At 41.8% G+C, this 24,718-nt stretch carries 23 protein-coding genes and 1 pseudogene; 12 read left to right on the forward strand and 12 right to left on the reverse strand.

Annotated elements, in window-relative coordinates:
- Nucleotides 1-13 precede the first annotated feature (13 nt).
- From VB836_RS03645 to VB836_RS03655, 3 genes are all read right to left on the reverse strand, one after another.
- Nucleotides 14-289, reverse strand: a complete 276-nt coding sequence (locus VB836_RS03645) for a transposase (protein WP_323218045.1) — start codon at nucleotides 287-289, stop codon at nucleotides 14-16.
- Between the two features lie 41 nt (nucleotides 290-330).
- On the reverse strand, nucleotides 331-435 hold the full coding sequence (locus tag VB836_RS03650; protein ID WP_323218046.1) for a helix-turn-helix domain-containing protein: 105 nt from the start codon (nucleotides 433-435) through the stop codon (nucleotides 331-333).
- A 397-nt stretch (nucleotides 436-832) separates the two neighbouring features.
- Nucleotides 833-1,219 carry a Mo-dependent nitrogenase C-terminal domain-containing protein gene (locus tag VB836_RS03655; protein WP_046281932.1) on the reverse strand — a complete coding sequence of 129 codons (387 nt, stop codon included), beginning with the start codon at nucleotides 1,217-1,219 and terminating at the stop codon, nucleotides 833-835.
- Nucleotides 1,220-1,906: 687 nt separating this feature from the next.
- On the opposite strand from VB836_RS03655, the gene VB836_RS03660 reads away from it, so the two are divergent.
- Both VB836_RS03660 and VB836_RS03665 read left to right on the forward strand, forming a co-directional pair.
- The gene (locus tag VB836_RS03660; protein ID WP_323218047.1) at nucleotides 1,907-3,607 is read left to right on the forward strand and encodes a tetratricopeptide repeat protein; all 1,701 of its coding nucleotides are present in this window, start codon (nucleotides 1,907-1,909) and stop codon (nucleotides 3,605-3,607) included.
- A gap of 76 nt (nucleotides 3,608-3,683) precedes the next feature.
- Nucleotides 3,684-4,583, forward strand: coding sequence for a type II secretion system F family protein (locus tag VB836_RS03665; protein WP_046281930.1), 900 nt, complete (start codon nucleotides 3,684-3,686; stop codon nucleotides 4,581-4,583).
- A gap of 186 nt (nucleotides 4,584-4,769) precedes the next feature.
- Here the strand turns inward: VB836_RS03665 and VB836_RS03670 are convergent, their stop codons facing one another.
- Together VB836_RS03670 and VB836_RS03675 are read right to left on the reverse strand one after the other, a co-directional pair.
- Nucleotides 4,770-5,390: a DUF3177 family protein gene (locus VB836_RS03670; protein ID WP_323218048.1), complete on the reverse strand. Its 621-nt coding sequence runs from the start codon at nucleotides 5,388-5,390 to the stop codon at nucleotides 4,770-4,772.
- Between the two features lie 122 nt (nucleotides 5,391-5,512).
- Nucleotides 5,513-5,737 (reverse strand): Calvin cycle protein CP12, encoded by a 225-nt coding sequence (locus VB836_RS03675; RefSeq protein ID WP_046281928.1) that lies wholly within the window; start codon nucleotides 5,735-5,737, stop codon nucleotides 5,513-5,515.
- Nucleotides 5,738-6,140: 403 nt separating this feature from the next.
- Here VB836_RS03675 and VB836_RS03680 point away from each other — a divergent pair, with 403 nt between their 5' ends.
- Complete coding sequence (locus VB836_RS03680; protein WP_323218086.1) at nucleotides 6,141-7,385, forward strand: FIST signal transduction protein; 1,245 nt, start codon at nucleotides 6,141-6,143, stop codon at nucleotides 7,383-7,385.
- 238 nt (nucleotides 7,386-7,623) lie between these two features.
- Nucleotides 7,624-8,223, forward strand: coding sequence for a hypothetical protein (locus VB836_RS03685; protein ID WP_049557796.1), 600 nt, complete (start codon nucleotides 7,624-7,626; stop codon nucleotides 8,221-8,223).
- 187 nt (nucleotides 8,224-8,410) lie between these two features.
- Here the strand turns inward: VB836_RS03685 and VB836_RS03690 are convergent, their stop codons facing one another.
- Entirely contained in the window at nucleotides 8,411-9,310 is a 900-nt protein-coding gene (locus VB836_RS03690; protein ID WP_323218049.1) for an all3515 family Zur-repressed PEP-CTERM protein, read from the reverse strand.
- A 297-nt stretch (nucleotides 9,311-9,607) separates the two neighbouring features.
- Nucleotides 9,608-10,693 (reverse strand): metallophosphoesterase family protein, encoded by a 1,086-nt coding sequence (locus VB836_RS03695; RefSeq protein WP_323218050.1) that lies wholly within the window; start codon nucleotides 10,691-10,693, stop codon nucleotides 9,608-9,610.
- Between the two features lie 109 nt (nucleotides 10,694-10,802).
- Here VB836_RS03695 and VB836_RS03700 point away from each other — a divergent pair, with 109 nt between their 5' ends.
- Nucleotides 10,803-12,263: a slr1306 family protein gene (locus tag VB836_RS03700; RefSeq protein WP_323218052.1), complete on the forward strand. Its 1,461-nt coding sequence runs from the start codon at nucleotides 10,803-10,805 to the stop codon at nucleotides 12,261-12,263.
- 193 nt (nucleotides 12,264-12,456) lie between these two features.
- On the opposite strand, the pseudogene tnpA reads toward VB836_RS03700, so the two are convergent.
- A pseudogene (tnpA, locus tag VB836_RS03705) lies at nucleotides 12,457-12,877 on the reverse strand (IS200/IS605 family transposase).
- A gap of 31 nt (nucleotides 12,878-12,908) precedes the next feature.
- Here tnpA and VB836_RS03710 point away from each other — a divergent pair.
- Nucleotides 12,909-14,189: an RNA-guided endonuclease InsQ/TnpB family protein gene (locus tag VB836_RS03710; protein WP_323218054.1), complete on the forward strand. Its 1,281-nt coding sequence runs from the start codon at nucleotides 12,909-12,911 to the stop codon at nucleotides 14,187-14,189.
- Between the two features lie 90 nt (nucleotides 14,190-14,279).
- Nucleotides 14,280-14,564: a hypothetical protein gene (locus tag VB836_RS03715; protein WP_323218056.1), complete on the forward strand. Its 285-nt coding sequence runs from the start codon at nucleotides 14,280-14,282 to the stop codon at nucleotides 14,562-14,564.
- 13 nt (nucleotides 14,565-14,577) lie between these two features.
- Here the strand turns inward: VB836_RS03715 and VB836_RS03720 are convergent, their stop codons facing one another.
- Entirely contained in the window at nucleotides 14,578-15,924 is a 1,347-nt protein-coding gene (locus tag VB836_RS03720; RefSeq protein WP_323218057.1) for an ion transporter, read from the reverse strand.
- 376 nt (nucleotides 15,925-16,300) lie between these two features.
- Here VB836_RS03720 and arsS point away from each other — a divergent pair, with 376 nt between their 5' ends.
- From arsS to VB836_RS03735, 3 genes are read left to right on the forward strand one after another with little or no spacing between them, the layout of a single operon-like run.
- Nucleotides 16,301-17,287, forward strand: a complete 987-nt coding sequence (gene arsS, locus VB836_RS03725) for an arsenosugar biosynthesis radical SAM (seleno)protein ArsS (protein ID WP_323218058.1) — start codon at nucleotides 16,301-16,303, stop codon at nucleotides 17,285-17,287.
- Between the two features lie 24 nt (nucleotides 17,288-17,311).
- Nucleotides 17,312-18,073 carry a TVP38/TMEM64 family protein gene (locus VB836_RS03730; RefSeq protein ID WP_323218059.1) on the forward strand — a complete coding sequence of 254 codons (762 nt, stop codon included), beginning with the start codon at nucleotides 17,312-17,314 and terminating at the stop codon, nucleotides 18,071-18,073.
- 6 nt (nucleotides 18,074-18,079) lie between these two features.
- Nucleotides 18,080-18,772: a TVP38/TMEM64 family protein gene (locus VB836_RS03735; RefSeq protein ID WP_323218060.1), complete on the forward strand. Its 693-nt coding sequence runs from the start codon at nucleotides 18,080-18,082 to the stop codon at nucleotides 18,770-18,772.
- 28 nt (nucleotides 18,773-18,800) lie between these two features.
- On the opposite strand, the gene VB836_RS03740 is transcribed toward VB836_RS03735, so the two are convergent.
- The 3 genes from VB836_RS03740 to VB836_RS03750 form a co-directional block, all read right to left on the reverse strand.
- The gene (locus VB836_RS03740; protein ID WP_046281918.1) at nucleotides 18,801-19,559 is read right to left on the reverse strand and encodes an LmeA family phospholipid-binding protein; all 759 of its coding nucleotides are present in this window, start codon (nucleotides 19,557-19,559) and stop codon (nucleotides 18,801-18,803) included.
- Between the two features lie 238 nt (nucleotides 19,560-19,797).
- A complete protein-coding gene (locus VB836_RS03745; protein WP_323218061.1) occupies nucleotides 19,798-21,504 on the reverse strand; it encodes an alpha/beta hydrolase in 1,707 nt (568 codons plus the stop codon).
- 139 nt (nucleotides 21,505-21,643) lie between these two features.
- Nucleotides 21,644-23,566: a S8 family serine peptidase gene (locus VB836_RS03750; protein ID WP_323218062.1), complete on the reverse strand. Its 1,923-nt coding sequence runs from the start codon at nucleotides 23,564-23,566 to the stop codon at nucleotides 21,644-21,646.
- A 608-nt stretch (nucleotides 23,567-24,174) separates the two neighbouring features.
- Here VB836_RS03750 and VB836_RS03755 point away from each other — a divergent pair.
- Both VB836_RS03755 and VB836_RS03760 read left to right on the forward strand, forming a co-directional pair.
- On the forward strand, nucleotides 24,175-24,450 hold the full coding sequence (locus VB836_RS03755; RefSeq protein WP_323218063.1) for a P-loop NTPase family protein: 276 nt from the start codon (nucleotides 24,175-24,177) through the stop codon (nucleotides 24,448-24,450).
- Complete coding sequence (locus tag VB836_RS03760; RefSeq protein ID WP_323218064.1) at nucleotides 24,422-24,562, forward strand: hypothetical protein; 141 nt, start codon at nucleotides 24,422-24,424, stop codon at nucleotides 24,560-24,562. The genes VB836_RS03755 and VB836_RS03760 overlap by 29 nt, the downstream gene beginning before the upstream one ends.
- Nucleotides 24,563-24,718: the final 156 nt, after the last annotated feature.

The following is a 24,718-nucleotide window of genomic DNA, read 5'->3' on the forward strand; positions in this document are numbered from 1 at the left end:
GGTTGTCAATGAATCAGTAATCCAAAGCCGTGAGGCTTGGAGAATCCCCTTTCTTTAGAAATGGGGAGTATGTCAATACATCTCTCGACCCAATGTATCCGCATTCAGGACAATGATGAACCCTAACATCCAAAGTCTTTTTCCCAGTGTGCGCTCCACATTGAGAACATTGTTGGGAAGTTCCATCCTTATTCACCTTCGCAAAGTAGACATCCCGCTTCCAACATACCCATTGCAGGATTTCAATGAATTGTCCAAATCCGGCATCAGCCGCGGGTTTAGACAGCATTCCCCTTTGCCAAGACCGGAAGTTAATATCTTCTACAAAGATCATTCCTGCGCCATCACACAACGGCAAACATCGAGAGTCTGTTCAATCATCTCTGTCTGCTGTTGGCTTGGTTCTAATTTGTACTCGTAGGTCAGAGTAAGCATTGGCTTTGTGTAAGTCGCCGGAGCTAATTTTAGCAAACTCTACACAAAATTGCTGCTTATGTAAGGATTTCGGTGCGGACGTTTTTTGTTGGTCACGATTCATCTCACCGCTAAACCTTCGGCTATAGCGCAGGGCTGTTTCATTCTCGGTTCAAAAATGCGATCGCCAAATCTTAAAAGCCTTTCTCTGTAAAGAAAAGGAGGATTATTTCAACAGTTTTGATATTTTCTGTTTAAATAGAGCCTAAAACTTGCCCCCCATCAAAGGTTTAGCGATCGCAAAATTTTAGAATGAAACGGCCCTGTCGGCTATAGCGGGAGTCCTCACGTGACATTTAAGATAGATTTTTGAGAGAACCCGCTCCTACCACTGGTAACTGGTTCTCATTCCTCGCTTTCAGTTGGTACAGTAGGGTGTAATATCTTCCCCACATTCATCAGCTAGGTAACACAACGCTCGAAACCGTAAGCCAACAACTTCCTCATAAACGGGGTTGAGTTTGCATAAGGGGGGAATATGAACCAGAACTCGACCTCTGAACTGAATTTTACGCTCAAAAGGGCATTGAGACGGAATCAGTTGACATAAAAGCTTGGCGAGTTTAGGATCTTTAATCTCAATATTCTCTAGCCACTGTCGGAGGGGTTTGAGAGGGGCTAATTGAGGCTTTGAACTCAGGAACCGCTTTAAGCTGTTTGAGATGCCTTCAGAGGCATTTTGTCCGTGAGATTTCACCCGACTAGCTAGAGCTAGATGGGGCATTGTATAATATGCGATATTCATTAGTTAACTCATCCTATGCCGACAAAATGCAAGTGACTCCTGCTATTAGGGTCTACAGCACTTTATCGATCAGATCCGAATAGCAATGTGAGATTGGGTGAGGAGTGAACCCGCTAAATCTTGGAGATGCTGAAGTCCATCAGAGGAAAAACTTAGGTGGTGAAGCAACAGCATGACAACTCCCATGAACCATCTTGCCCTATTAGGAGAGATTTATGTCGTTATTTGAATCAAAACTATAAATAAAATCTATATATTAGATAAACTATTTATATCTTTTAGGGGTTGACAAAAATTATTTTGTTTTTTCTGTATCTAAAATAACATAAATTATCTTGATCGTCAAACCCAAAATAGGTTACAGGGGACAGCGCGTTCCTTGCGGCGGTCACTGGTTACTGTTCACTCTCTTACAAACTTTGCTAAGATTGCAAAGTTCCTCTCTTGCAAACTTCCTACAACGCGGGGAACCCGCGCAACGGAGTTTGCGCTTCTTGACGGAAACCGCCAAGATCGGACTTTGCGCTACCGACTATTCCGCCGGGTCCCAAGTTTGCGCTGGTCACTGGTCACTGGTCACTGTTCACTGTTCACTGTTCACTGTTTGCTGATATTGTGAATCCTTGTTCTCTAGGCAATTAAAATAGAAAAATCAAAAGTCAGCACTCAGAAGTCAGCAGGTGGCAAATGCCAGAAGAATCAACCTCCCTAGCCTTCCCTTTAGAATCAACATCTCGCCCAAAACCCCCAGCCAAATCTCAGTTCGGACTATTCGCCATCTTTAGAGCATATCCCGAATTTAGGCGGGGAAATCGCTTATACGCCCTCGAACGCTTTGAAGCGGCATTTTTCCACTATGACCAAGCCATTCAATACAAGTCAGACTGGTATGCAGGTTGGCTGAGACGCGGAAACGCTCTGAGAAAGATGCAACGCTACAAAGAAGCATTGGCTTCCTATGATCATGCCATCAAAATCAAACCCAAAGATTATTGGGGATGGACATTTCGCGGGATCACCTTATCAAAATTAGAACGCCATTCTGAAGCGATCGCCTCCTTTGACAAAGCAATTAAAATCGAACCGGAAAACTTTGAAGCCTGGTACGAACGAGGACTGTCCCTAGAAGCAACTTTTAAATTTCCAGCCGCAGCAGCCTCTTATAAAAGAGCCATTGAGATCAAACCAGATATGTCCGCGATTTGGTACCATCAGGGCAATGCGTTGATGAATGAAGAACGTTACGCCGATGCTGTAGCTTCCTATGATCGCGCCGTACAGTTACAACCCGATAACTTTGAGGCTTGGTTTAATCGCGGCGAAATGCTGATGAACCAATACAAGTATTCCGAAGCCGTTGGTTCTTATGATCGCGCCTTAAAGCTGAGATCCAACAGTTATCAAGCCTGGTTTAATCGCGGGATCGCCTTGCAAAAACAACATAAATACGCGGAAGCTGTCGCCTCCTACGAAAAAGTGATTGAGTTACAACCCCAAGATTATGAAGCCTGGTTTTATAAAGGGATGGCGTTGAAGTTTCACTGGCCGGAAGCTGCTTTGAGTAGTATAGATCAAGCGTTACAAATGAATCCCAACTCTCCGGCGGTTTGGATCAGTCGGGGTCAAATTCTCCTCGATCTCGGACAATATCATTCGGCGATCGCTGCTTTTGATAAAGCCACTCAAATCAATACCCAGTTTCCAGAAGCTTGGCTGGGACGAGGGATGGCGTTGTGTGAGTTGGGACAATATCAAGAGGCGATTATTGCCTATGATAACGCCGTGCAGATTGAACCCGATTTTCTCGAAGCCTGGAACTGTCGCGGTGAAGCCTTAGAACAGTTAGATCGGTACGAAGAAGCGGTGATCGCTTACGATAAAGTATTGATCTTCACCTCTGCTAATCAGACATTAGCCACCAAAGCAGGATTACAACGGGGTGAAGCCTTAGAAAAGCTAGAACGATATTCAGAAGCGATTGTTGCTTATCGAAAAGTCGTTCAACTGCGACCCGATAATTTTGAAGCCTGGGTCAAACTCGGACAAACCAGCGAGAAAGTCGAGCAGTATACTAACGCCTTTGAAGCCTACAGCCAAGCGATTCAAATTTGGCCGGATAACTATTCTGTACACTTGATGCTGGGGAGAGTGTTAGAAGCAACCCACCAATATCAACAAGCGATTACCACCTATGATCGGATTATCCAACGTCAGCCTGACTTTTGTGAAGCTTGGATCAGACGGGGACAAACCTTTGAAGCCTTACAGCGCTACTCGGAAGCCTTTGCTTCTTACGGAGTGGCTTTGGAACTTCAACCCAATCATCCCGAAGCGATCGCCAGACGAAATGGGTTGATGGTTAAACTCAAAGCGGGTAACGGTGCTTAGGAGATTGAGAAGAATGGGCGATCATCTTCTGGTGATGCCCCTCTGTGCAACAATATGGGGTTAGTATTTTGAACGCATGACCCCGCAACAGAAGGCTCAATTCTTCTCAAAGTTCGCGACTTTGCTTAACTGTGGCTTCAGCATCCAAGAGATCATCGACTTATTGGTTCAACAAAGTGATGCTCGATTGGCTCGTTATCTCAATAAAGTCAGTGCAGCCGTTGCTTTGGGAGAAGATCTGGCTTCAGCCCTGGCTCATGCGCCTCGCTACTTTGATCGCTGGACAATTAGCCTGATTCAAATTGCTGACTATAGCGGTGCATTACCAGAAATGTTCTACCGTCTATCTCAAATGGCTCAACAGCAACATTACCGTTCCTGTCTCTACCGTTCGGTGAAAATAGCGGCGATTACCACTTTAGTGAGTGTTTTAGGGTTAATTATTACTCTACTTTATACTTCCGAAAGTCCGATTTTGGTTTGGGTTTTAGTGGCGCTGCTTCTGGCGGGTTTGGGCTTTGTCGCCCCGAAAATGGCACCCCGCTTCCCTTTAATTCGTCGAATTTTTACCGCCCATTCAATGCTTGAGTTAGCAGAACTTGAACTTCCTCTCAATTGTGGTATTCCGGTTTTAACAGCGATTGAACTGGTTCGCGATCGCATTCCCAAGTCTTCAAAAATGTCAGGATCACTCACCATCGCCTTGGGTCAAATTCCAGCAGGTTATAGCTTTAGCCAAACTCTAGAAGGGCGTTTACCTACGATCGCCATTCAAATTATTCGCACCGGAGAGGAAACAGGTCATCTGAATGTGGCATTGCAGAAATTAGCAGATTATTACAATCGACAACTTGAGCAAACGCTGCATTTATTGCAAGCCATTTTAATTCCCATTAGTTTATTAGCGGCTGGCGGTTTAGTTGCATTGTTAGTAATGGAAGCACTGACATCTTTATTGATTTTACTCCCCAATTAGTCAGGATGGAGAGACAGTGAACAGTGACCAGTGACCAGCTTTTACAGTTTACAGTTATCAGTTATCAGTGACCAGCTTTTACAGTTTACAGTTACACAGTTCTCAATATTATCTGTTCACTGTTCACTGGTTACTGTTCACTGGTTACTGTTCACTGGTCACTGGTTACTGGTCACTGTAAACTGTTTAATGTCCTGTGGCCGAACGTCCTTGTCTTCCCAGTTTAACGACAACAAAATAGCCAAAACAAATTAGATACGCCACCAAACCCATCAGTCCGAGAAATCCTAAAAATCCGGGTGTCAAATTCGGATGAAAAATTTCTTTGTACATCCAAGGTGGATCTAACCAAACCCGACAAGCTTGATCGGCAATTAACCCTTTTGTATCTAAAAACGCACACCGTAAAAAGGGAATAAACGCTAAAACACCCAAAATATTGTAAACCGATACCGCCCAACGCCAGGACTTAAAGGTTAACTTGAGAACAGAAGATTGCATATCCTCTAGTTCTTCGTTGAGATCAACCCAGAACCACAGACTCACTGGAATCAAAATTCGCGCTATAATCGAGCTGATAAAGCTCACAGGCAAAGCGGCAATCATTAAGTAAACCGTAATTCCCAGTAAACTCGACACACGCCAATAGATAATCATCAAACGCAGGATGGCATCTATCTTTTGAATAAAAGCCCAAATCAGCAAAATCAAAGGAGCAATGACTGTCAACAGAACCGCTAATCGATAATCCATCCAAACTAAGGATTCCCACACCGGAATATCAGCCAATAGTAAAATATTAAACATTTCCTAACACTTATATTAATCAACTCAAAAGGTAAGCAACTGGCTCGACACTCGTCAAGTTCCAGTTGCTCGCTTGTGCTACAGCCTGTATTCTACTCAAGGAATGTCAGCCTTAGCAGCGTCTAATCTTCATAAACGCGACATTCAGCAGCATCTGGATTATCATCACAGTAGACTTCAAAAGAAGACTTGGGTTTCTTCTGTTTCTGATGAGCCGCTTCTGCTTGTAGCTCCTCGACAACATCCCAAGCGGCTGCACATTCTGCCGAAGTCGCACCTTGAATATCGCAAGCAGCACGAGCTTGTTCGCGCTCCTGTTCAATCAATTCGTCAATATTATTGTTCATTGTTTGTTAGCCTCGATTACATTTTTCTGTACAAGGGTTAAGCCTAACTGAAAACTCTGACGCTATCAAGTTCGGCTATTGCACTAGACTACCTTGCTGAATACACTTAATAATTCTAACGACTATTGCTCAGTGATAACTCAAGCCCAAGTGTCTATTCGGTATTCCTCTTGATTTTTTAAGGTTTGCTGATTGAGATCAACGACAGATGCAGCCCAACCTACGGATCGTCTATATTTCTATATGGAGTAAAGGTCACTCTACAACAGAAAAGTAACCACCCTGGGCAGAACGAGAACGAGAGCGCGATCAGGACGAGGCTTAATTTCTAGATAAGATGAGGCAATCGTGAGCAACAGATCGATATGGGAGAGTCAAGATGGTAGAACCAACAACAGGACAAATGCAATGGGTCAACGCCCTATCAAAACGCCCTTCTTTAGAAGCCGCAATTGAGGAGGTCGTCGAACAGGCTCAACAATCATTACAAGCTTCCCCTGACTTGGGCTTAGTGTTTATCTCCTCTGCCTTTGCCAGTGAATATTCTCGATTGATGCCCCTCCTACAAGAACGACTGAAGATCCCGGCCATTATCGGCTGTTGTGGCGGCGGTATTGTCGGTATGAATCCCCATAGCCAAGCCGAAGAAATTGAAGGGGAACCTGCCTTAAGCCTCTGTTTGGCTCATTTACCCGGTGTGAACGTTCACCCCTTTCATCTGTCTTCTGAAGGACTACCCGATCTCGATAGTCCTCCCCAAAACTGGATTGATTTGATTGGAGTCAATCCCAGTGACAAGCCTCAGTTTATCTTGCTGGTTGACCCCTTTTACAACCGCATTAACGACTTACTCCAGGGACTCGACTATGCTTATCCGGGTTCAGTCAAAGTGGGTGGGTTGGCAAGTGGTCGTTTAACCAATATTACGGCTGTTTTTCACGGTTCTGAACATTATCAAGCCCAGGCGGTTGGTGTAGCCTTGTGTGGCAATATTGTCTTAGAAACTATCGTTGCTCAAGGGTGTCGCCCGATTGGTCAGCCCTATCGAGTCTCAAAAGGGGAACGGAATATTATTCTCGAACTCGAGCAAGAGTCCAATGTTGATGATTTATCCTTCGTCGCCTCCGGTGAACCGATCTCACCCCTAGAAGCCTTGCAGAAATTGGTCCAGGATTTAAGCGAAGCGGATCGACAATTGGCTCAAAATTCACTGTTTATTGGGGTTGTTCGAGATGAATTTAAACAAAGATTAGAACCGGGAGATTTTCTGATTCGGAATTTGTTAGGTGTTGATCCCCGTGTCGGAGCAATTGCGATTGGCGATCGCGTTAGGCCTGGACAACGAATTCAATTTCACCTTCGCGATGCTCAAACCTCGAAAGAAGATTTGCAAATGTTGCTCACCCGTTATCAACAACAACATCCAAATTCATCTCAGCTTGCTGCAAATGCAGGTGCTTTGATGTTTTCTTGTTTAGGACGGGGAGAAGGGCTTTATGGCTCACCGAACTTCGATTGTAGTCTATTTCAACGCTATCTGAATATTCCTCTGAGTGGTTTATTCTGTAATGGAGAAATCGGCCCGGTGGGAGATGAAACTTTCTTGCATGGTTATACTTCTGTGTTTGGAATTGTTCGTCAACCTTAAATCTTTTGGGTTCTTTCTATTCTTGGCTTCCGTTTCCCATTGATTGTTGATGCTATTAAAGCCATGACTTCCATCGCCTCATTTGTTGATGAATTTCCTAGAGAATTTCTGGTGATTTCCGTCGCAAGTGAGGCAAATTCTACCTCTTAGCCTTGCTCAAAAATCACACGGTTAACCTGTTTAATCAACTGACTCGCCCAACTCAAACGCTACTCTTATTCAACTTACTGAAAATTTTATGAACCAAAACGCCCAATCTCTAGATCGCCTCAATCCAATTTTTAAAGTCGGTTTGGAACGAACAGAAATGATGTTAGAAACGATTGCCAAGTCTCCAATTCAGTTAGAATTAAAAAGACTAGAGATTATCCCTCCACAAGAATTATTGTCTCAACTGAAGTCTCATCTCGGGTTGACTGAAATGAGTGCAATGGAACTGGTTTTTTCGGGAGATTATAACGGCATGACTCAACTGGTTTTTCCGGTGGATACTGCTAAATTATTGATTGATATGATTGAAACAGAAGAGCGACGTAAACTTGATCAAGATGAACTTGAAAAAGGAATTTTAAGTGAGGTTGGTCATATTTTTTTTAATGGGGTGATGGGTGTGATCAGCACTTTGAGTGAATATGGAATTACTTATATGATTCCTAAATATAAAGTCGGAAATATTGGACAACTCTTGTTATCAAGTTGGTCTAAAAATTACTCGTCAGCTCTAATGGGTAGTATTGAATTATCTCGTCAAAGAGAACTGTGGTTTTGGTTTCAGTTCAATACTTTAGATCCTTTGTTACAACATAGTCAAAAACTATCAGATTATTTTGAGGTTTAACTCATTCCCAACTAGTCCCTAAAACAATGAACAAAATTAACACATTTGTCAATGACTCATTTTTCAGAAATAATCCCCCATGTTGTTCGGGGGAATTAAGATTTACAGCTAGCCTTCAAAAACAGTCAATATTCTCTTCTTTAGAGAAGACAAGCTGCAAAAGCTACAACTCAAAAAAGATTCAACTTTAGTCTAATTTATTGGGTTTAGTTGTGAATTTACTCGCTAACATCATTAAACCCAATCCCGCAAAACCCAATAAGGTTGAAGGTTCAGGAACAGGTTTGAAATTGAGCGTAAAAGTTCCAGAGGGTAAAAAGGCAGTATGATTGCTATCACTGGTAACGTCTAATAGACGAAACTTTGCTGAATAAATATCACTAGGCGCATCTTCGGCAACAGAAAACGTCGGTGTAAATGAAAAATAATCTCCGGTTCCAATGATATAATTATACCCTACACCATCAAACAAATCTTCACCTTTTGAGTTGGAAATCCTTAAACCCGGTGTAATCTCAATTAATTCTAAAGCAATGGTTGTTTCCTCTCCGAGTAAACCTTGCCAGCGACCATTTCCTGTATTATAGATAGCATTAACATAAGGATCACCAAGATCGTCTGTAAGATGAGCAATAGGTCGGGTTTTGAGATCGGAATACATATGTTCATCGGTTTTCATGGAAATATATTGACCAGAAAAAACCCCTGTTCCGGGGAAAAGAGGAATAGGAGGTAGATCAAACCTTGCTTCAGGTAGGTTATTATTGGTACTGGTGGGAAGAATAGTTAGATCTTCAGGACTGGTATAACTATAAACCCCAATGGCATGAAAATGACTGATTTCTACGGGTTCATGTTGATGGGGAAATAGGATCGAAAGACGGTTATAATTGGGGTTGGGTAAGCCAATAAATGGATCTCTATCCAAAGTTTCTAAGCCATCGACTCCCACCATTAAGTGATGATGATCGGCGTGTCCACCCGACATTTGTGCTTGGGTGACTTGACCGGAAGTAATAACGGTAAAAACCGCTACAGAAGACCCTAAAATTAGGCGAGTAGTCCAGTTATATTTCCCGATAAACATTAACTGTTTCCCTGATAATGAATGACGACCCAATTTAACAGAGTCAACCCGTTTTTGTAAAAAGACAGATTGTCAAACTTTTACAAATCTTGACATCAAAAAATCAGTCAGAAAATCTGAACAAATTCTTAAACCTAAAGACTTTATAAAAGAAAAAAACGGCTGATGCCGTCTGAGTTAAAATATTGAAAGTTTGATGAAAAATAATCAATTGAATCTCTGAGAAGTTAATCAAGCCTTTTAAACCGTTTAAACTAAACCCAAAACATCAGACGAATTAACTCATTTTAAACGAGTTTAACTGAGCCGTAACGACGTATTATTATCAATCGCCCGTTCCCGACTAAACGCCTCAAAATAACGACGAACTGGAGTCGGGAATTTAGGAAAATGTAACTCAGCATCTCCTTCCGCAACATCGGCCCAAAAATAACGCAAATCCGGCGCCAACAGAACCGCTTGTTCCTGTGGTAAACTTAAAGGAGGGCTAGTTAGTAATTTGGTCATAAACGGAAAGGAGTGATCGGCAATCCGCTCCCGTGATTGTTCGGGTAAATCCGGCCATCCGCCGACAGAAGTGATACGATGAGATTCAATGTGTAACACTTGTTTTCCGTTTGGTTCTGTTCGCCAGTTTAAGATGCGATAAGGATGAGGATAACTCACCAAAGAACCGGTCGTAATCTCATAGATATTTTGCCATTGAGCAATATCTTGAACGTGCAAATGACCCGTAAACAAAAGCTGTACATTAGCTTCAGCGAGTATTTCTAACAATTGCGGTGCATTTTGCAGCATATACCGACGGCCTAAAGGATTTGTCGCTTGACCGGGAAGATGTTCGATCACATTATGATGTAACATCACCAGAACTAACTCATCGGTTGTCGTGGCTAACACCTTTTGCAACCAGTCTAACTGAGGTTGATCAAGACAACCGATTTGTTTCCCAGTTTCATCAAAAATGTTAGAATTTAACCCAATTAACCGCACTCCCGGTAAAATTTCATGGGTATAGTACAACTGGTTAATATTGTCATAGCCAAACTGATGATAATAGCGGGAAAAATCACTCAAACCTGTTACCTGTTCATTCCCGACTGATAGGGGTACATCATGGTTTCCCGGAACGACATAAACCGGATAGGGAAGTTTAGCTAAACGCTCACTCAGCCAAACGTGATTATCGATTTCTCCATCTTGGGTTAAATCACCCGGTAACAGCAAAAAGTCGATCTCACATTCTGCTAAATGTTCGAGAACCCCTTCTAAAGCCGGAATGCTGGCTTCGACAAGATGAAACCGATGGGGATGATCCCAAATCGTATGAGATAGGGCAATATGGAGATCGCTAGCAATGGCAAATCGAAAATTTAAGCTCATAGTTTTATCAGCGTATTACGTTGATCCCTGTACAACATCAAGCATAGCCCCAGTTTTGATTTAAGCTGGTAGAGGCAGTTATTCCAATTCGTTATCACAACTTTTTATTATGACGGTTAAATTGCAACGCCCGATTTTAGTCGGTGGAATAGGACTCTCTTTTTTACTCTGGTTAGCGAACAGTATGGCTCACTCAGCCGCTGAGTTGGGCGAAACGGCGTTAGTCGGGACAATGGCGATGGGAGCGGGACTCTGGTGGCTACAGAAACAGTTTTCCACAACAACCCCCGCCCTGACTCCGAAAATTGTTGATCGCCAAACTGTCGATCAGGCGATCGCCCAAACGGGAACGATGATCGAAAAATTAGCCACAGAAGCCCAAGAAAACCGCTCTCGTGAGAATTTTACCGCTAGTATTACTCAATTCCAGCAGCAGGTGAGTGAACTAACGGCTCAACTGGAACGTCAAAAATTGTCCATTGGGGTGATGGGGGGAAAAGCCGCCGGAAAAACAGCATTAATGCAGGTGGTTGCTCAACAGGGTATCCCCCAATACAACCAACCGTTAACCCTGGTTGAAATTCCCGAAGGACAGCAAAACCTATTAACGAATGCAGATCTGGTGATTTTCCTCACCAATGGGGATGTAACTGATCCTGAATATCAAAGTATTTCTCAATTGTTGCTGCAAAGTCAACGGGTTGTACTTGTTTGGAACAAGCAAGATCAATCTTCTGTTGAAGAACAACCTGTGATTTTACAACGTCTGCGAGAGACGATGCAGGGGCTATTACAGCCCGAAGATGTAATTGCGATCGCGGCTTCTCCGAGTCCTGTAAAAGTGCGTCAACATCAAGCAGATGGTTCAGTTCAAGAGTGGATGGAAGCCCAACAAGCGGAAATTTTACCTTTGACTCAACGCCTGAGTAATATTTTACAACAAGAGCAGCAATCTTTAGTTTGGGCGACAACATACCGACAAGCAAAAGCCTTGCAAGCCCAAGTCAAAACTGGCTTAAATCAAGTCAGACGCGAGCGGGCTTTACCGATTATTGAACAATACCAATGGATCGCCGCAGCGACAGCGTTTGCGAACCCGGTTCCGGTATTAGATGTGTTAGCAACTGCGGCAATTAATGCTCAATTGGTGATCGATTTAGGGGCAATTTATCAGCAGAAGTTTTCCCTTGAACAAGCCCAAGAAGTGGCAAAAACTATCGGCACTCAGATGTTAAAATTAGGCTTGGTAGAACTCACCACGCAAACGTTAACGTCGCTTCTCAAAAGTAATACGGTGACGTTTGTAGCGGGTGGAGTCGTTCAAGGTGTGAGCGCTGCTTATTTAACTCAGATTGCGGGTTTGAGTTTAGTTGAATATTTCCAAAGCTTAGAAGAAAGTCAGGAGACGGGTCAGTTTTCTCTCAATCTTAACGCCCTCAATCAAACCTTGAAAACCGTATTTCAGCAAAATCAACAACTGTCACTTTTACAATCTTTTGTGAAACAAGCCCTCAACCGTCTTTCTCCTCTAATTCAACAAAAACAAGTTAGTCCATCTTCTGTTTCTTAGAAGGGGAATTCAGAAGGCACTGATCACTGCACAACTGTAAACTGGAAGGGCGGGTTCCGCAAAAATCTATGTTTCTCACAAACAACTGATCTAAACCTGCCTTCTTGCTTTTTTAGATTTCAGCTCAACTGCCAGGAGCCGTCCGGCATAATCTTCGATTTGCCGTGACGAGGAATGGCAGACGGGATCTCGATCAATGCACCGGAACCTCTTGTCCTTCGATGTATTTTCTCAACACATCGACAGTAACTCCGCCACATGAAGCGATAAAATAAGACCCATTCCAAAATACAGGTTTTCCTCGGTAAGTCTTGTTTAATTCATGCTCAAATTCTTTACGAATTAATCGACTCGTAACAGTTTTCAAGTTGTTGATAAACTTGCATAAATCTAGCTGCGGGTAGTATGAAAAAAGCAAGTGAATGTGATTGTCTTCGCCTTCTAATTCAACGACTAAGACATTCCACTTTGAACAGAGATTGTGTATGTGCTGTTTAAGTCGTTCAAGCATGGACTGAGTTAAAACCTTTCTTCTGTACTTAGTGGTAAGCACTAAGTGAGCAAGCATCGCTTGAAACAGCACGTCCGGTTGTATGTCGCGATTTTGCAGTCACAACACTAAACGATATGTGCTACAATTCTAGCATGAGATTAGCTTACCAGTACCGACTAAGACTAACAACTGAGCAGAAAGCCAGAATCAATCACTGGCTTGATCTGTTACGTCGCCATTACAACTACCTCTTAGGGGATAGATTTGATTGGTGGGAGCGGAACAGATGCCCAGTTAATGCTTGCTCGGTACTGGTTTCTCATCTTCGGTCGCTTCGAGAACAGCCGGAGTATTACGGGCAAAAGCGAGACTTAGTTAGACTTAAGCAACTATTTCCTGAATACAAAGATATTCATGCTGATGTATTACAGGAGATGGTGAAGCGAGTTAAGTTGGCATTTGACCGATATATTAAAGGTGATTGCAACGGGAATAGAAGCGGCAAACCTCGCTTTAAAGGTAAGGGTCGATACCGTACTTTTTCCTATCCCAGAGTTAAAACTGACTGTATTCAAAATGGGTACATTCAACTTCCTAAACTGGGTAAGATTAAACTCATTGATCACAGACCTATACCGGAAGGTTTTACAATAAAAACGGCTCTGGTTACGAAAAAAGCAGATGGTTTTTATGTAACGCTTTCGTTAGTTGATCATACTGTTCCTGACTTCAACCCTGATCATATCGAAGCGACCGAAGACAATAGTATCGGAATTGATTTAGGTTTAGAAAAGTTTGGGAGTTTATCGACTGGAGAAGTAATTTCTATACCTCAATACTTCCGAAAAGCTGAAGATAAATTAGAAAAGTTACAACAGAAAGCATCTACAAGAAAAAAGGGAAGTAGAGCTAGAAAACTCCTGTACCGGAAGGTTGCAAAGCTTCACCAACGAATTCAAAGGCAGAGAAAGCAGTTTCATTTTGAACAGGCTAATCAATTAACCGCTAAGTCTGATGTGATCTTTATTGAAGACTTAAAGATTCACAATATGACAAAGCGATGCAAACCTAAACAGGATGAAACTGGGAAATATTTGCCCAATGGTCAAGCCGCTAAATCTGGATTGAATAAAAGTTTTGCGGATGCGGGTCTAGGTCAATTTATCGAAATACTCTCATTCAAAGCCGAAAATGCTGGAGTGAAAGTTGTCAAAGTCAACCCTAGAAATACATCTCAATTCTGTTCAACCTGCCTCAACATTGTACCCAAAGGATTATCGGAAAGATGGCATAGTTGTCCTTATTGTTTGACCGAACTTGACCGGGATTTAAACAGTGCCATCTTGATTAAAAAAGTGGGTCTGGGCGCGAAACTCACTATAAAACGCTCTAGGAAATATCCAAGAGAAGCGACCCCTATAGCGTTAGCTTAGGGTGTCGAGCCGTCACATTAAATTAATCGATTGTTTGATGATCTATTTTATCTCAACCTTTTCAACTGAAATCTCAAACAGGAAGTTACAATGAATTTATTTTCAAATCCAAATCCCAATCCCGATAATGGTCAGGGTTCAGGTGAGCATTTAAATACACTGAATAATCATCATCCAAATTTACCACCTATCGAAGATGTAGAAGTTCAAGAACCCCATCCAGAAACGATTAAAGTGATTCGCCGATCATTCATTTTTTTGGTGGTTATTGGTTTGTTAATTGGGGCGATTGTTGCAACTGGAATTATTTATATTCTCAATCGATTTGATATTACCGGACAACCGCCTCAGCCTTCCCTTGAACAAGTTAAATAAAACTGAAAATTCATTACTTCGTTTGAAAGCGTTGTTCAGCAATTTCTTTGATTTTTTCCCAAAATCGAGGATAGTTTTCTAATACTTGATCAAAGTCTTCTTTGTATAAAACAAAAAGTTCGCAATAGGTTTGAGTTTTCACTGAAGCGGTTCGGCGACTGGAGTACAAAAGCGCAATTTCACCAAAGAACATCCCTGCTGTCATCGTGCGATAAACTCGACCTGTTTTTTCAGAAAAAGCAATGACTTCTCCTCGCTTGATAAAATACATTTCATGGCCTAGTTGTTCTTCTCGGATGATATAATCATTTGGGGGTAAGATTCGAGGTTTTAATTTAATTACCAAGTCTTCTATAAAACCTTTATCTGCGTCTTGAAACAGAGGAACTTTTTCTAAGAGTTCTTGATGGAGATGAAGATAAATTCGAGTTTTGATCGAGTGAGGGAGTTCATCTAAAAAGTCTAATTCCATCGAAGCATCATGGCTATATTCCCACATATATTGATAATAATCTCTCACCTGTTGCTGCAATATAGCGGGGATTCGGCGCTCACGCATATACGCTTGAATTTGATCGAGTTTTTCCCGAAATCGCCCTTGATTTGCGTCTAAATTTGCAATGAGAGAGGCAACATTACCAATAATAAACGCATACATTGACACTCCCAAAAACATAATCACTAAAGTAAATACAATTTCTAGGTCGTTCGTTGGGGTAATATCTCCATAGCCAACTGTGGTTAAAGTGGTAATTGACCAATAGAGTGAATTGAGATATTGGGTACTGGTACGAGCGGATTCTAAAGAAGCATTGGTTAACCAAGATTCACCCGAAATCTGAGCAACCTCTCCAATAAAAAACCACAAGCAAGCAACCCAATGATCGATGAGAAAAATAGTAACAACTAAGTTAATCATGCGGATAACCACTGGATTAACATTCACATTGTTTTCCCATCGTCTAAAAATTCCCAAACATTGAAATCCCCGTAAAAGTCGAGGAAATCTAATAATTCCGATGACATAGCCCGGAACAGGCGAAATAAAAATTCTGACAATAAAATCGATGGGTAAGCTGGCAATTAAATTAATTTTAAGATCGGTTGAACGGTAATTTTTACGAATCTTTTGTCTGTCTGTAATGAACTCTCCCTGATCGATATATCCAATCTTAAATCGCAGAAATATATCAGCAATTAATACAGTGTCACTTAATAAATCCAAGATTAACCAGATGCCATCAGCTTCAGTTTTAAAGGCAATTCTAAATGGAATCGAAAGATAATTGTAGAGGCTAACTAAAACAATTATAGATTCCCAGGCGATAATGACTTTTGATTCAGGATGGATAGTTTGCATATTTGAGGTTAACAACAGATGGCACTCAAAGGAGAGAGTCTTCAAGTCTTAAAACCAATAGCTTAGGAAGAGATCTAAAGCTAGTAACGGCAGGGATAGGGAGAAAACCAAAAACTAACAATCTAGTTCGTCTGGAAATATTTGCATCTTACCTCACGATATATTATCGAATCCTCAGATTTTTCTCAGGGTAAATTAAGTTGACTGGTTTTGAATAGGAACAGAATTCACTCAAATAGGATCAAAAACAACTGGAAATACCAACATACTCGATCCACAGCTCAAAAGCACTCAATATTAGAGTGTTTAGATTGAAGTTTATCCAAGTCTACTGCTACCATCATTCATAATGTGTTACTCCAAACCGGATTAAATTATGCTACAAACAACTTCTACACCATTTCATCATAAATTAGGTTCTCCCCTCCTCAAACAACCGATTTCGGTTTTACAAATTAACTTGGGTAAGCGATGTAATCTTGCTTGTCGTCACTGTCATGTCGAAGCTAGCCCCAAACGAACAGAAGAACTCTCTCCAGAAATCTGCGATCAATTGATCGAACTGATTCATCGTTTTCCTCAGATTCAAACCGTTGATTTGACTGGGGGAGCGCCTGAGATGAATTACGGCTTTAAACCTTTAGTGGAAGCCGCACGATCTCAGGAAAAAGAAGTCATTGTTCGCTCTAATCTAACAATTTATTTTGTTGATGGATTTCAAGATCTTCCCGAGTATTGCGCTCAGTATCAGCTCAGGATTATAGCATCTTTGCCCTGCTATTTGGAAGATAACGTAGACAAAATGAGAGGTAAGGGAGTTTACCAAGATTCAATTGCCGCCATTCAATGCTTGAATCAGCTCGGGTATGGTAGACAACAAAATCTGGTGCTAGATTTAGTGTATAATCCCGCCTTGCCTCAAACCCAATCTTTTTCTTTACCTCCAGAACAGCATCAACTCGAAGCAGCTTATAAACGCTATCTCAAACAACACTTTGATCTCGATTTTAATCAACTCTTTACCATTACTAATTTACCGATTGGCCGCACGAAAGAATATCTCAAACATCAAAATATTCATCAACCTTATCTCGCTTTTTTAAAAGAACATTACAACTCAAATACCGTTGAACATTTAATGTGTAGAAATCAACTTTCTATTGACTACCAGGGAAATATTTATGATTGTGACTTCAATCAAATGGAAAATATTCCGGCTCGTACCTCAACCGATGAACTCCTAACCGTCAAAAAACTACTAGAGTTTGACAGCTTAGATGTGATTCGAGAGATCAAAACCGCACCCTTTTGTTATGGGTGTACCGCAGGATGTGGTTCAAGCTGTGGCGGTGCCTTAGTTTAATATTATGGAGTTAAAACTTCTCAGATGAATGATTCAGAAAACCCTCTAAAAAGACCCCAAAAAATCTCCAAACCTTTAAAATTAATAGGGTTAGGTATTGGAGTGACAATCTTGATTATTTTGGCGGAAAACTTCTTCAATCTCTCTGATTCTTTCTCATTAATCCAAGATTATCTCAAACAGACTCTAGACTGGATTGCTAATCTCGGGTATTGGGGGCCAGTTGCACTGATTTTCGTCTATATTCTGGCAACTGTATTATTTCTTCCTGGTTCGATTTTAACTTTGGGAGCAGGTGCAATATTTGGGGTGATTACAGGCTCAATTTGTGTCTCTATTGGTTCAGTCGTCGGTGCAACTTGTGCCTTTTTAGTGGGTCGATATTTAGCACGCGGTTGGGTTGCTGAAAAAATCGCCGAAAATGATAAATTTAAAGCCATTGATGAAGCAGTCGCCCGAGAAGGTTGGAAAATCGTGGGGTTAACTCGACTCTCCCCGATTTTCCCTTTTAACTTACTCAATTATTCTTTTGGGTTAACAAAAGTTTCTCTACGTGACTATGTAATTGCTTCTTGGATAGGCATGATTCCCGGAACCCTGATGTATGTTTATATCGGTTCTTTAGCGGGAGAATTAGCAACTTTAGGAGTAGAAGGACGCTCTAAAACTACAGGAGAATGGATTCTTTATGGAGTGGGTTTAATGGCGACAGTTGCCGTTACGGTTTACGTTACGAAAATTGCTCGCCAAGCATTGAATGAAAAAATTTCAGAAGAGCAAAGCTAACAAACAATGCCCCTCCTCACATTAAAAAAACGGATCAAAAGTCAACGGTTTTGGTTAACTCTCAGCCTAACTAGCCTCTTGTGGATTGCTTATTTTAGCCCTTGGAAATTTGAGAGTCTTGATCCCGTTTCGTTGACAAATTCGATAGAAAAATTAGGAAATTGGGCAGTTTTGGGATATATTCTGCTCTATATCCTCTTAACTATCGTCGGAATTCCTGCGATTCCGTTAACAATGGCTGGGGGAATCTTTTGGGGTCTAGTTTGGGGAACGTTTTGGTCAGTGATTGCTGCAACAATGGGAGCGATTGCAGCATTTGGGGTGACTCGATACTTGTTACAAAATTGGGCGCAAAAAACGTTTAGCCATCATCGTGCATTGAGAAAATTCCATCGAGCTAGCCTGAAAAATCCCTTGAAGTTTGTGCTATTTGTGCGGTTAGCTCCCATTTTCCCTTTTAATCTTGCCAATTTTTTATTTGGACTGACTGTAATTCAATGGAAACCCTATGTTTTAGGAACATTCTTGGGAATTATTCCAGGAACGTTTACCTACACTTGGTTAGGGATTAGCGGAAAACAGGCAATTGAAGGAAGCAATCGCCTCTCGATATTCCTCGCTTTGGCAATAGCGGTAGGATTGTGTTTATTGCCTCGTGTAACCCGTCAAAGATTACAGTACCACGAGGAAACCGAGTAATAGCGACACCTTTCAATTCTGTTAACCTCTAACGTTTTTTCATCTGCGGAAATTGGTTAATTTGAGCCGCTCCATAAAAGATTAGAGATTGATTTTGAATTCGGAATCGATCAATCCGCAATGACGTACCATCCAGAGCAAATTTGTCTAAGTCTAGCAAGTTATTCACGTGATCAATTAATGCCTGACCTAGACTTACCGCCTCTTCATTGCCTTGATAAGACACATCGACAAATCGGATCTGACGACGATCTTGAACCTCGACAAGGCTGGTAAAGTCCACCATAATCGGCTGATCAGAATCACCCAATCGAACCTGAGATTGCAGATTAAACTTTTTGTCTGGAGTGATTCGCATCTGCGTGTTGCTAAACTTCAACGGTTGGCCCTGATATTGCAGTCGTTGCAATTTTTCGATGATAAAGGGAGTATTGAACGAAGACGTTAAATCTTCCTCGGTCAATACAACTCGCATCGTCGCCTGAGTAGGTTGTCGCAACTTCACCTGACCTGCAAAGATTGCACCAAAGTCAATTGATACGGCTTGCAGGTAGAGTTCCATTACGGCAATACGAAGCCCGTTGTACATCAGCATTCCTTGGCCGATGAAGTCAAAGCCATCTACACTACCCTGTAACAACTTGGCTACGGGTTCAGCCCGGACGTTGGCTTCAATTTTTTCAGAACGTTTGAATAGGGCTGCGATCGCCGCACCAACAACTTTGCTGACGACGCGATCGCCACCTTGGGTCTGAAAAGGAGTGCTTCCAAACAAAGCTTGTACCATTCCTTTGCTCGCTTACTCACACGAATCATTATAGCGGCAATATTAAGAAATGTTACATAAGTTGTCTTGATAGGAATGATTAAGCCTAAATTTAAGCAACTCTGGATTTACCTCTATTGTAGACCAGCAAGGACTTTACAGAGCTTTAGAGTATTTTACACTAATTTACAAAATCTGTCTCCTGGTTCAAAAAAAGGCCATTGCCCGAAACCTGCTCCTGTGGGCTTAAGCCCTGGGATCACTCCTGTGTGGATCTGTGTTGGAGCCATTGTTGTTTTAAAGGGAGCAATTTTTGTTCTAAAGATTCAGCCGCAGAACCATCAATTAAATAGCTTCTAAATGGCTCCTCTCCACTGAGATAGTCAAAATAAGCTGAAGATAGATAAACTTTAAAATCGGGATTATCAGCAATATAAACCTCAAAAAAGGCAACAATTCCACTATTGGCATAGCTATCAATTAACTCGGGAGTCGGAAGCATTAACCGTTCAAAAGAATTAATCGCATCCGTTATTCCCGCATCCAGTTGTGAAAAATCAACGTGAGCTTGTCCTTCAATAATCACCAAATATTTTTCAGGAGATTTTAACCAAATAAAAGAACCAGCCTGTTCAAAAATAGCAGGAGTCGCTGGATCATAAAGACCCGACCCCAATAAAACAGGAATCTCTACAGCAGCCAAACCTTTTTGACCAAAAATACTGCGATTCACCGGATTAGCACCAATCACAGCTTGAACTCTCGTATCCCGAAATTGAGTCGGTAAATTCGGTAAAGCAAGAGCGCGACATTGCAATAATAAAGAGAGATTCAAAAAGCCAAATTCCCTCTGACATTCTTGCTGCAAATTCTGTAAATCTATTGTTGCACCCCCAACTGCTAAAGCCGTATAACCGCCAAAAGAGTGACCATGAACTCCAACTTTATCGAGTTGAAGTCGTCCTTCAAAATCCTTGGTATTAAGTCGCTCTAACTCATCCAAAACATAACTGATATCTAGAGGTCGATCAATAAATTCTTGTAACTCAAAAACTTCCTGACGGCGACCCGCTAATAAGTCTTCGGCGTGGCGGAAATCGCTACCCGGATGTTGAGGAACCGCAACCACATAACCATAAGAAGCCAAATGTCTAGCCCGTTTAGCAAAATCTTCCGGTCGAGAAGCCAAGCCATGAGAGATAATAACAACAGGCGTTTTACCTGAGCGCCAAATTTGGGGTTGATAAAGATCAACATAAAATTTACGGTTGCGTTGAGTATCATTAAGAAACAGCCGTTGAGGTTCCTTGACACCATAGATACCGGGTTTCCGCAGATCAAGTAAAGACGAAAAATCAATGGGATTTAAAGTTAGGGCTTCAGTCGATAAACGCGCCACTTCTTGATTCAAAATACGAGTTGCATCAATGACTTGTTGGACTGTATTTCTTAACCGTAAAATTTGATCAAGATTAATCTGTAGATTGGCGGGTAGATGATCAAGAAAATTCAATAATGTTAATCCTTGCGGCTCAGATGCAGATTTAATCAGGGCTGTCTTTAAAGCAGATTGTTCATGTTCTCCACCTTGAAGGGTAATATACCGCCCAAGACGAGTGAGAATATCTTCACCCATCGCTGTATCTAAAACGCGAGATAACTGGATAGAATTAACATCTACTCGTCTGAGTAAAGCGTTCTGAAACTCGGCTTTTTCTTCGGGTGTTGCACTGGCTAAATTAAAATAAGTTCTGAGATTCTGATCAATTTCTCCCGTTTGAGCAAATGTTTCTAAAGAACTCACCGGAACCGACACACGAGCCGTTGAAAAGACAAAATCAATTCTCTCGGCTGCTTTCAAGGGAAAAGCCGTAACGACGCTTGAAAACAAACCCAGAAACAAAGTAACACTCCAAGAATATCCACACCACTTCCCAGTGGATTTTTTAAAATATTTCTGCATCATAAGTTAAAGACGACTTTTGTCTAACAATTAATTCTATCCTTGAAAAACAATATTTAGGGCGCAGTTCCCTGCACCCCAAAAATAGATTAGATATTTCCTTTTCAAGATTGAAATTATAGATCCGTATGATCACGAGCAGTTAGATAGAGACAAAATTTTGGTGAGTTAGAGAATGCAACCCATCAAGCATCGCTAGGGTTTGGTTATGCGCTACGATTTTCGTTGAACCATTTTCAAAACCAAGGGTTAAATCTGCGAAGGTCAAGCCATCCGTCAAACCGATGATATCCTCTCCAGGTGTAAAGTCTTTAATCACATCGACACCTGCTTGTAAGCTTAAATCAAAGCGATCATTTCCTTCTCCTCCTATCAGAACATCATCGCCTAAATTTCCACTTAAGAGATCGTTTCCTTGTCGTCCGAGTAGGATATCATTTCCTTGACCCCCGTAGAGGGCATCATCTCCCGCTTCTCCTAACAGTTGGTCATCACCTTGAGCGCCGAGCAGAACATCGGAAGTGGCGCTGCCTGTGAGAATATCATTTTCTAGCGTACCAAGAAAATCATTGTTCCCATCGCGAGATACCCGAGTGATGGCAGTATCGTTTTCCGCGACTCCCGCAGACTGAGGCGCAATTAATTCTACGGCTTCGGAAGCTTGAATTAAACCAGAACCGCTTTTGAAATCTACTCCGGGAAAATCCGCATCCAGGGCTGTTTCTTCGAGAATACTACGAACTTCAGCAGGGGTTAAAGAATCTTTACCTCCGGCGGCTTGTAGCATCAAAGCAGCAACTCCAGCAGCGTGAGGGGCGGCGGCGGAAGTTCCGCTAAAGTTGGGGAACGCATCGCTATCCGAGGAATTGTCTGAACCGAAAAAGGTAGTATTCACGCCATCTGTAGCCAGTAAGTTCGGTTTTTGGCGAACCAGAGGACTGTCTAAAGGAGTTCCATCTGCTGCGATGAAGATTGGAGTTCCACCGACAGAAGAGGTAGACTTAGCTTTGGGAATACTGGTGCCAAATTCTGGCGTGTCGTTGTAGCTTGTCGCCCCAATGGCAATCGCGCCTTCTGCGTTGGGATGTCCGAAAACGGTAGAACTATTATGGCCGTACTCGAAGTTATCTGCGCCGTTGGAAAAGTTGATGTATTTGATGAGATTCGGTTCGGTGGAATCTACCCGTTTACCCATCAAAATATAGAACTGGTTGCTATCGGTATTGTTGGTGAAAGAAATGGTTTCGAGGGGGTCTGCACCCAGGTTGTTATCCGTACTGGAAGCAACGACATCATTTGCACTCAGGTTAAGAGAGTCTTTTTTGACGATAAAGATATCTAAATCGCTGGTTGCACCTCTACCGTTACCGACAGAGGCGAAGGGTTCATCCCATTGTAGTGTTAATGGCCCGAGTTTTTCTCCCGCATCCAGACTAAACTGGTTAAACACATCAACACCCGCTCCCGCATTGAAATCATGGGCTTTGTAAGTGACTCCATCAAGGGTGAAGCTGTTACCGGAGTTACTGAATTCGGACTCATAGGAGCGTTGACCATCGTTTCCGGCGGCTGAGAAATAAACAACACCTTGTTCTACAACTCGATTAACCGCTTGTGCTGCAATTCCATCTTGGAAAAAAGGCTGATTGGTAAAGCCCATATCATCAACAATAATATCAGCTCCGGCTGCGACTAAGGCATCAATAGCCTGTGCCATTTCAACTTCATTGGACACCCCATAAAACATCAGTTCAGATGCAGGCGCGATATCGTGAACGATTTGCAGCATCGCTCGGCCTTCGTCTTCACCTTTAGACCCTTCTTTTAAAACTTGTACAGGGGTTGTATAACCATCAGGATTTCCCATACCCGGAAGGTCGCCACTTCTAATATCATCTGCTGCGGTTACTCCGTCTTGTAAGAAGTTGTAGCTATCGGAGATTACCCCTATTTTAATTCCACTCCCATCGAGGTTAAAAGTATTACGAATCTCGTCGGTATTTAAAGCAACATCGCCTTGACTGATTACTGAATTAGAGCGGGTAATGGGTTGAGCAGCTAACATAATGATGACCTCCTGGGGTTCGTAAATCTCTGATAATTTTGAGGATTTTATTGGTTGAAATTGAGAAAACTAGATTTTTATTTTTAGCCTTAAAGGTCTTGATACGGAAGAAACAAAATTGATTTTTTATTTCTACTTTTGTTCTGATGATTGTCCGGAGATCTGAAAGTTTATTGAAAATAAGGGGTGGTTTTGTTTGAGTATTGTTTTTTACCTTTGATAATTAAATTATTGCAGTTAGCCTGGGGCTATGTCATCGGTTATATCACTGAACTTTTAGACAAACTCAAAGTACAAAAAATAGCCCAAAAGTTAAAATACTGAGGGATATATGGATATATTTTTTACAAGTTTTCACACAAAATCTCCGTATTTTAACGGAATAAAAATAAAAATAATATCTACGAAAAAACCCTGATTATTTCAGGGTTGACTCATGGCTTAATTAAATTTCAGTGGAATTACTGATAGGTTCTCCAGTGAACTGCTACATCCTTAAGCTGCAATTACTCAGTAATTTCTCGGACAAGTTGAACAATTGATCAGCACTGTAAAGCAAAAGCCTATGAATACTGCTGTTGAGACTCAGTATTTCTACGCAGATTTGATTGAAAAAAACACTTACCCCAATTCACCCGCCACCAGACCCCAAAAAGGCCATTTTCGGGGACAGTCTGGAATCGGGATCTCAAATTAGTAGTATTTTTGTAGTATCAAAGCTCAATGGCGTTCAGACTCTTTTAGATGCGATCGCGGACTATCTTCCTTCTCCCGTCGATCGCGAAGCCATTGGGGGAGTTGAGGTGAAAACCGGCTTCGGCGGTTTCTGTGGCGGCGAACCCCGACGATCCCGATATGGCTTTGGCGTTCAAATTGACGGTTGAACCCATCGGTCAATTAACCTATATTCGCATTGATTCGGGAACGCTCAAACGAATGCACGCCAACAAACAGGAGGATATTGATATTGCGATCGCATACCGCGAAGCGCTATAGATGGATAATTGAGGCGATCGCCTAAAAATCACGACTCACAATAATAGCGATCGCAATACATTACTCCCCTAAGTCGCCGATGTTGTAGAGTTTGTTAATACAATGTAACGCACCCAAACGTTACTGAATGCTAATTGTTTGTGCGTTACTCTCCGT

The organism is Limnoraphis robusta BA-68 BA1 (assembly GCF_034932365.1).
Taxonomy (GTDB): Bacteria; Cyanobacteriota; Cyanobacteriia; order Cyanobacteriales; family Microcoleaceae; genus Capilliphycus; species Capilliphycus robustus.

What these genes read in the sequence shown, in the direction of transcription:
- VB836_RS03655 (WP_046281932.1), bottom strand. Translation starts at nt 1,219, where the DNA reads ATGAATATCGCATATTATACAATGCCCCATCTAGCTCTAGCTAGTCGG.
- VB836_RS03720 (WP_323218057.1), bottom strand. Translation starts at nt 15,924, where the DNA reads ATGCAAACTATCCATCCTGAATCAAAAGTCATTATCGCCTGGGAATCT.
- VB836_RS03735 (WP_323218060.1), top strand. Translation starts at nt 18,080, where the DNA reads ATGCCCCTCCTCACATTAAAAAAACGGATCAAAAGTCAACGGTTTTGG.
- VB836_RS03645 (WP_323218045.1), bottom strand. Translation starts at nt 289, where the DNA reads ATGCTGTCTAAACCCGCGGCTGATGCCGGATTTGGACAATTCATTGAA.
- VB836_RS03685 (WP_049557796.1), top strand. Translation starts at nt 7,624, where the DNA reads ATGAACCAAAACGCCCAATCTCTAGATCGCCTCAATCCAATTTTTAAA.
- VB836_RS03730 (WP_323218059.1), top strand. Translation starts at nt 17,312, where the DNA reads ATGAATGATTCAGAAAACCCTCTAAAAAGACCCCAAAAAATCTCCAAA.
- VB836_RS03660 (WP_323218047.1), top strand. Translation starts at nt 1,907, where the DNA reads ATGCCAGAAGAATCAACCTCCCTAGCCTTCCCTTTAGAATCAACATCT.
- VB836_RS03740 (WP_046281918.1), bottom strand. Translation starts at nt 19,559, where the DNA reads ATGGTACAAGCTTTGTTTGGAAGCACTCCTTTTCAGACCCAAGGTGGC.
- VB836_RS03665 (WP_046281930.1), top strand. Translation starts at nt 3,684, where the DNA reads ATGACCCCGCAACAGAAGGCTCAATTCTTCTCAAAGTTCGCGACTTTG.
- VB836_RS03710 (WP_323218054.1), top strand. Translation starts at nt 12,909, where the DNA reads ATGAGATTAGCTTACCAGTACCGACTAAGACTAACAACTGAGCAGAAA.
- VB836_RS03650 (WP_323218046.1), bottom strand. Translation starts at nt 435, where the DNA reads ATGCTTACTCTGACCTACGAGTACAAATTAGAACCAAGCCAACAGCAG.
- VB836_RS03715 (WP_323218056.1), top strand. Translation starts at nt 14,280, where the DNA reads ATGAATTTATTTTCAAATCCAAATCCCAATCCCGATAATGGTCAGGGT.
- VB836_RS03695 (WP_323218050.1), bottom strand. Translation starts at nt 10,693, where the DNA reads ATGAGCTTAAATTTTCGATTTGCCATTGCTAGCGATCTCCATATTGCC.
- VB836_RS03675 (WP_046281928.1), bottom strand. Translation starts at nt 5,737, where the DNA reads ATGAACAATAATATTGACGAATTGATTGAACAGGAGCGCGAACAAGCT.
- VB836_RS03700 (WP_323218052.1), top strand. Translation starts at nt 10,803, where the DNA reads ATGACGGTTAAATTGCAACGCCCGATTTTAGTCGGTGGAATAGGACTC.
- VB836_RS03760 (WP_323218064.1), top strand. Translation starts at nt 24,422, where the DNA reads ATGGCTTTGGCGTTCAAATTGACGGTTGAACCCATCGGTCAATTAACC.
- VB836_RS03680 (WP_323218086.1), top strand. Translation starts at nt 6,141, where the DNA reads ATGCAATGGGTCAACGCCCTATCAAAACGCCCTTCTTTAGAAGCCGCA.
- VB836_RS03690 (WP_323218049.1), bottom strand. Translation starts at nt 9,310, where the DNA reads ATGTTTATCGGGAAATATAACTGGACTACTCGCCTAATTTTAGGGTCT.
- VB836_RS03670 (WP_323218048.1), bottom strand. Translation starts at nt 5,390, where the DNA reads ATGTTTAATATTTTACTATTGGCTGATATTCCGGTGTGGGAATCCTTA.
- arsS (WP_323218058.1), top strand. Translation starts at nt 16,301, where the DNA reads ATGCTACAAACAACTTCTACACCATTTCATCATAAATTAGGTTCTCCC.
- VB836_RS03750 (WP_323218062.1), bottom strand. Translation starts at nt 23,566, where the DNA reads ATGTTAGCTGCTCAACCCATTACCCGCTCTAATTCAGTAATCAGTCAA.
- VB836_RS03745 (WP_323218061.1), bottom strand. Translation starts at nt 21,504, where the DNA reads ATGATGCAGAAATATTTTAAAAAATCCACTGGGAAGTGGTGTGGATAT.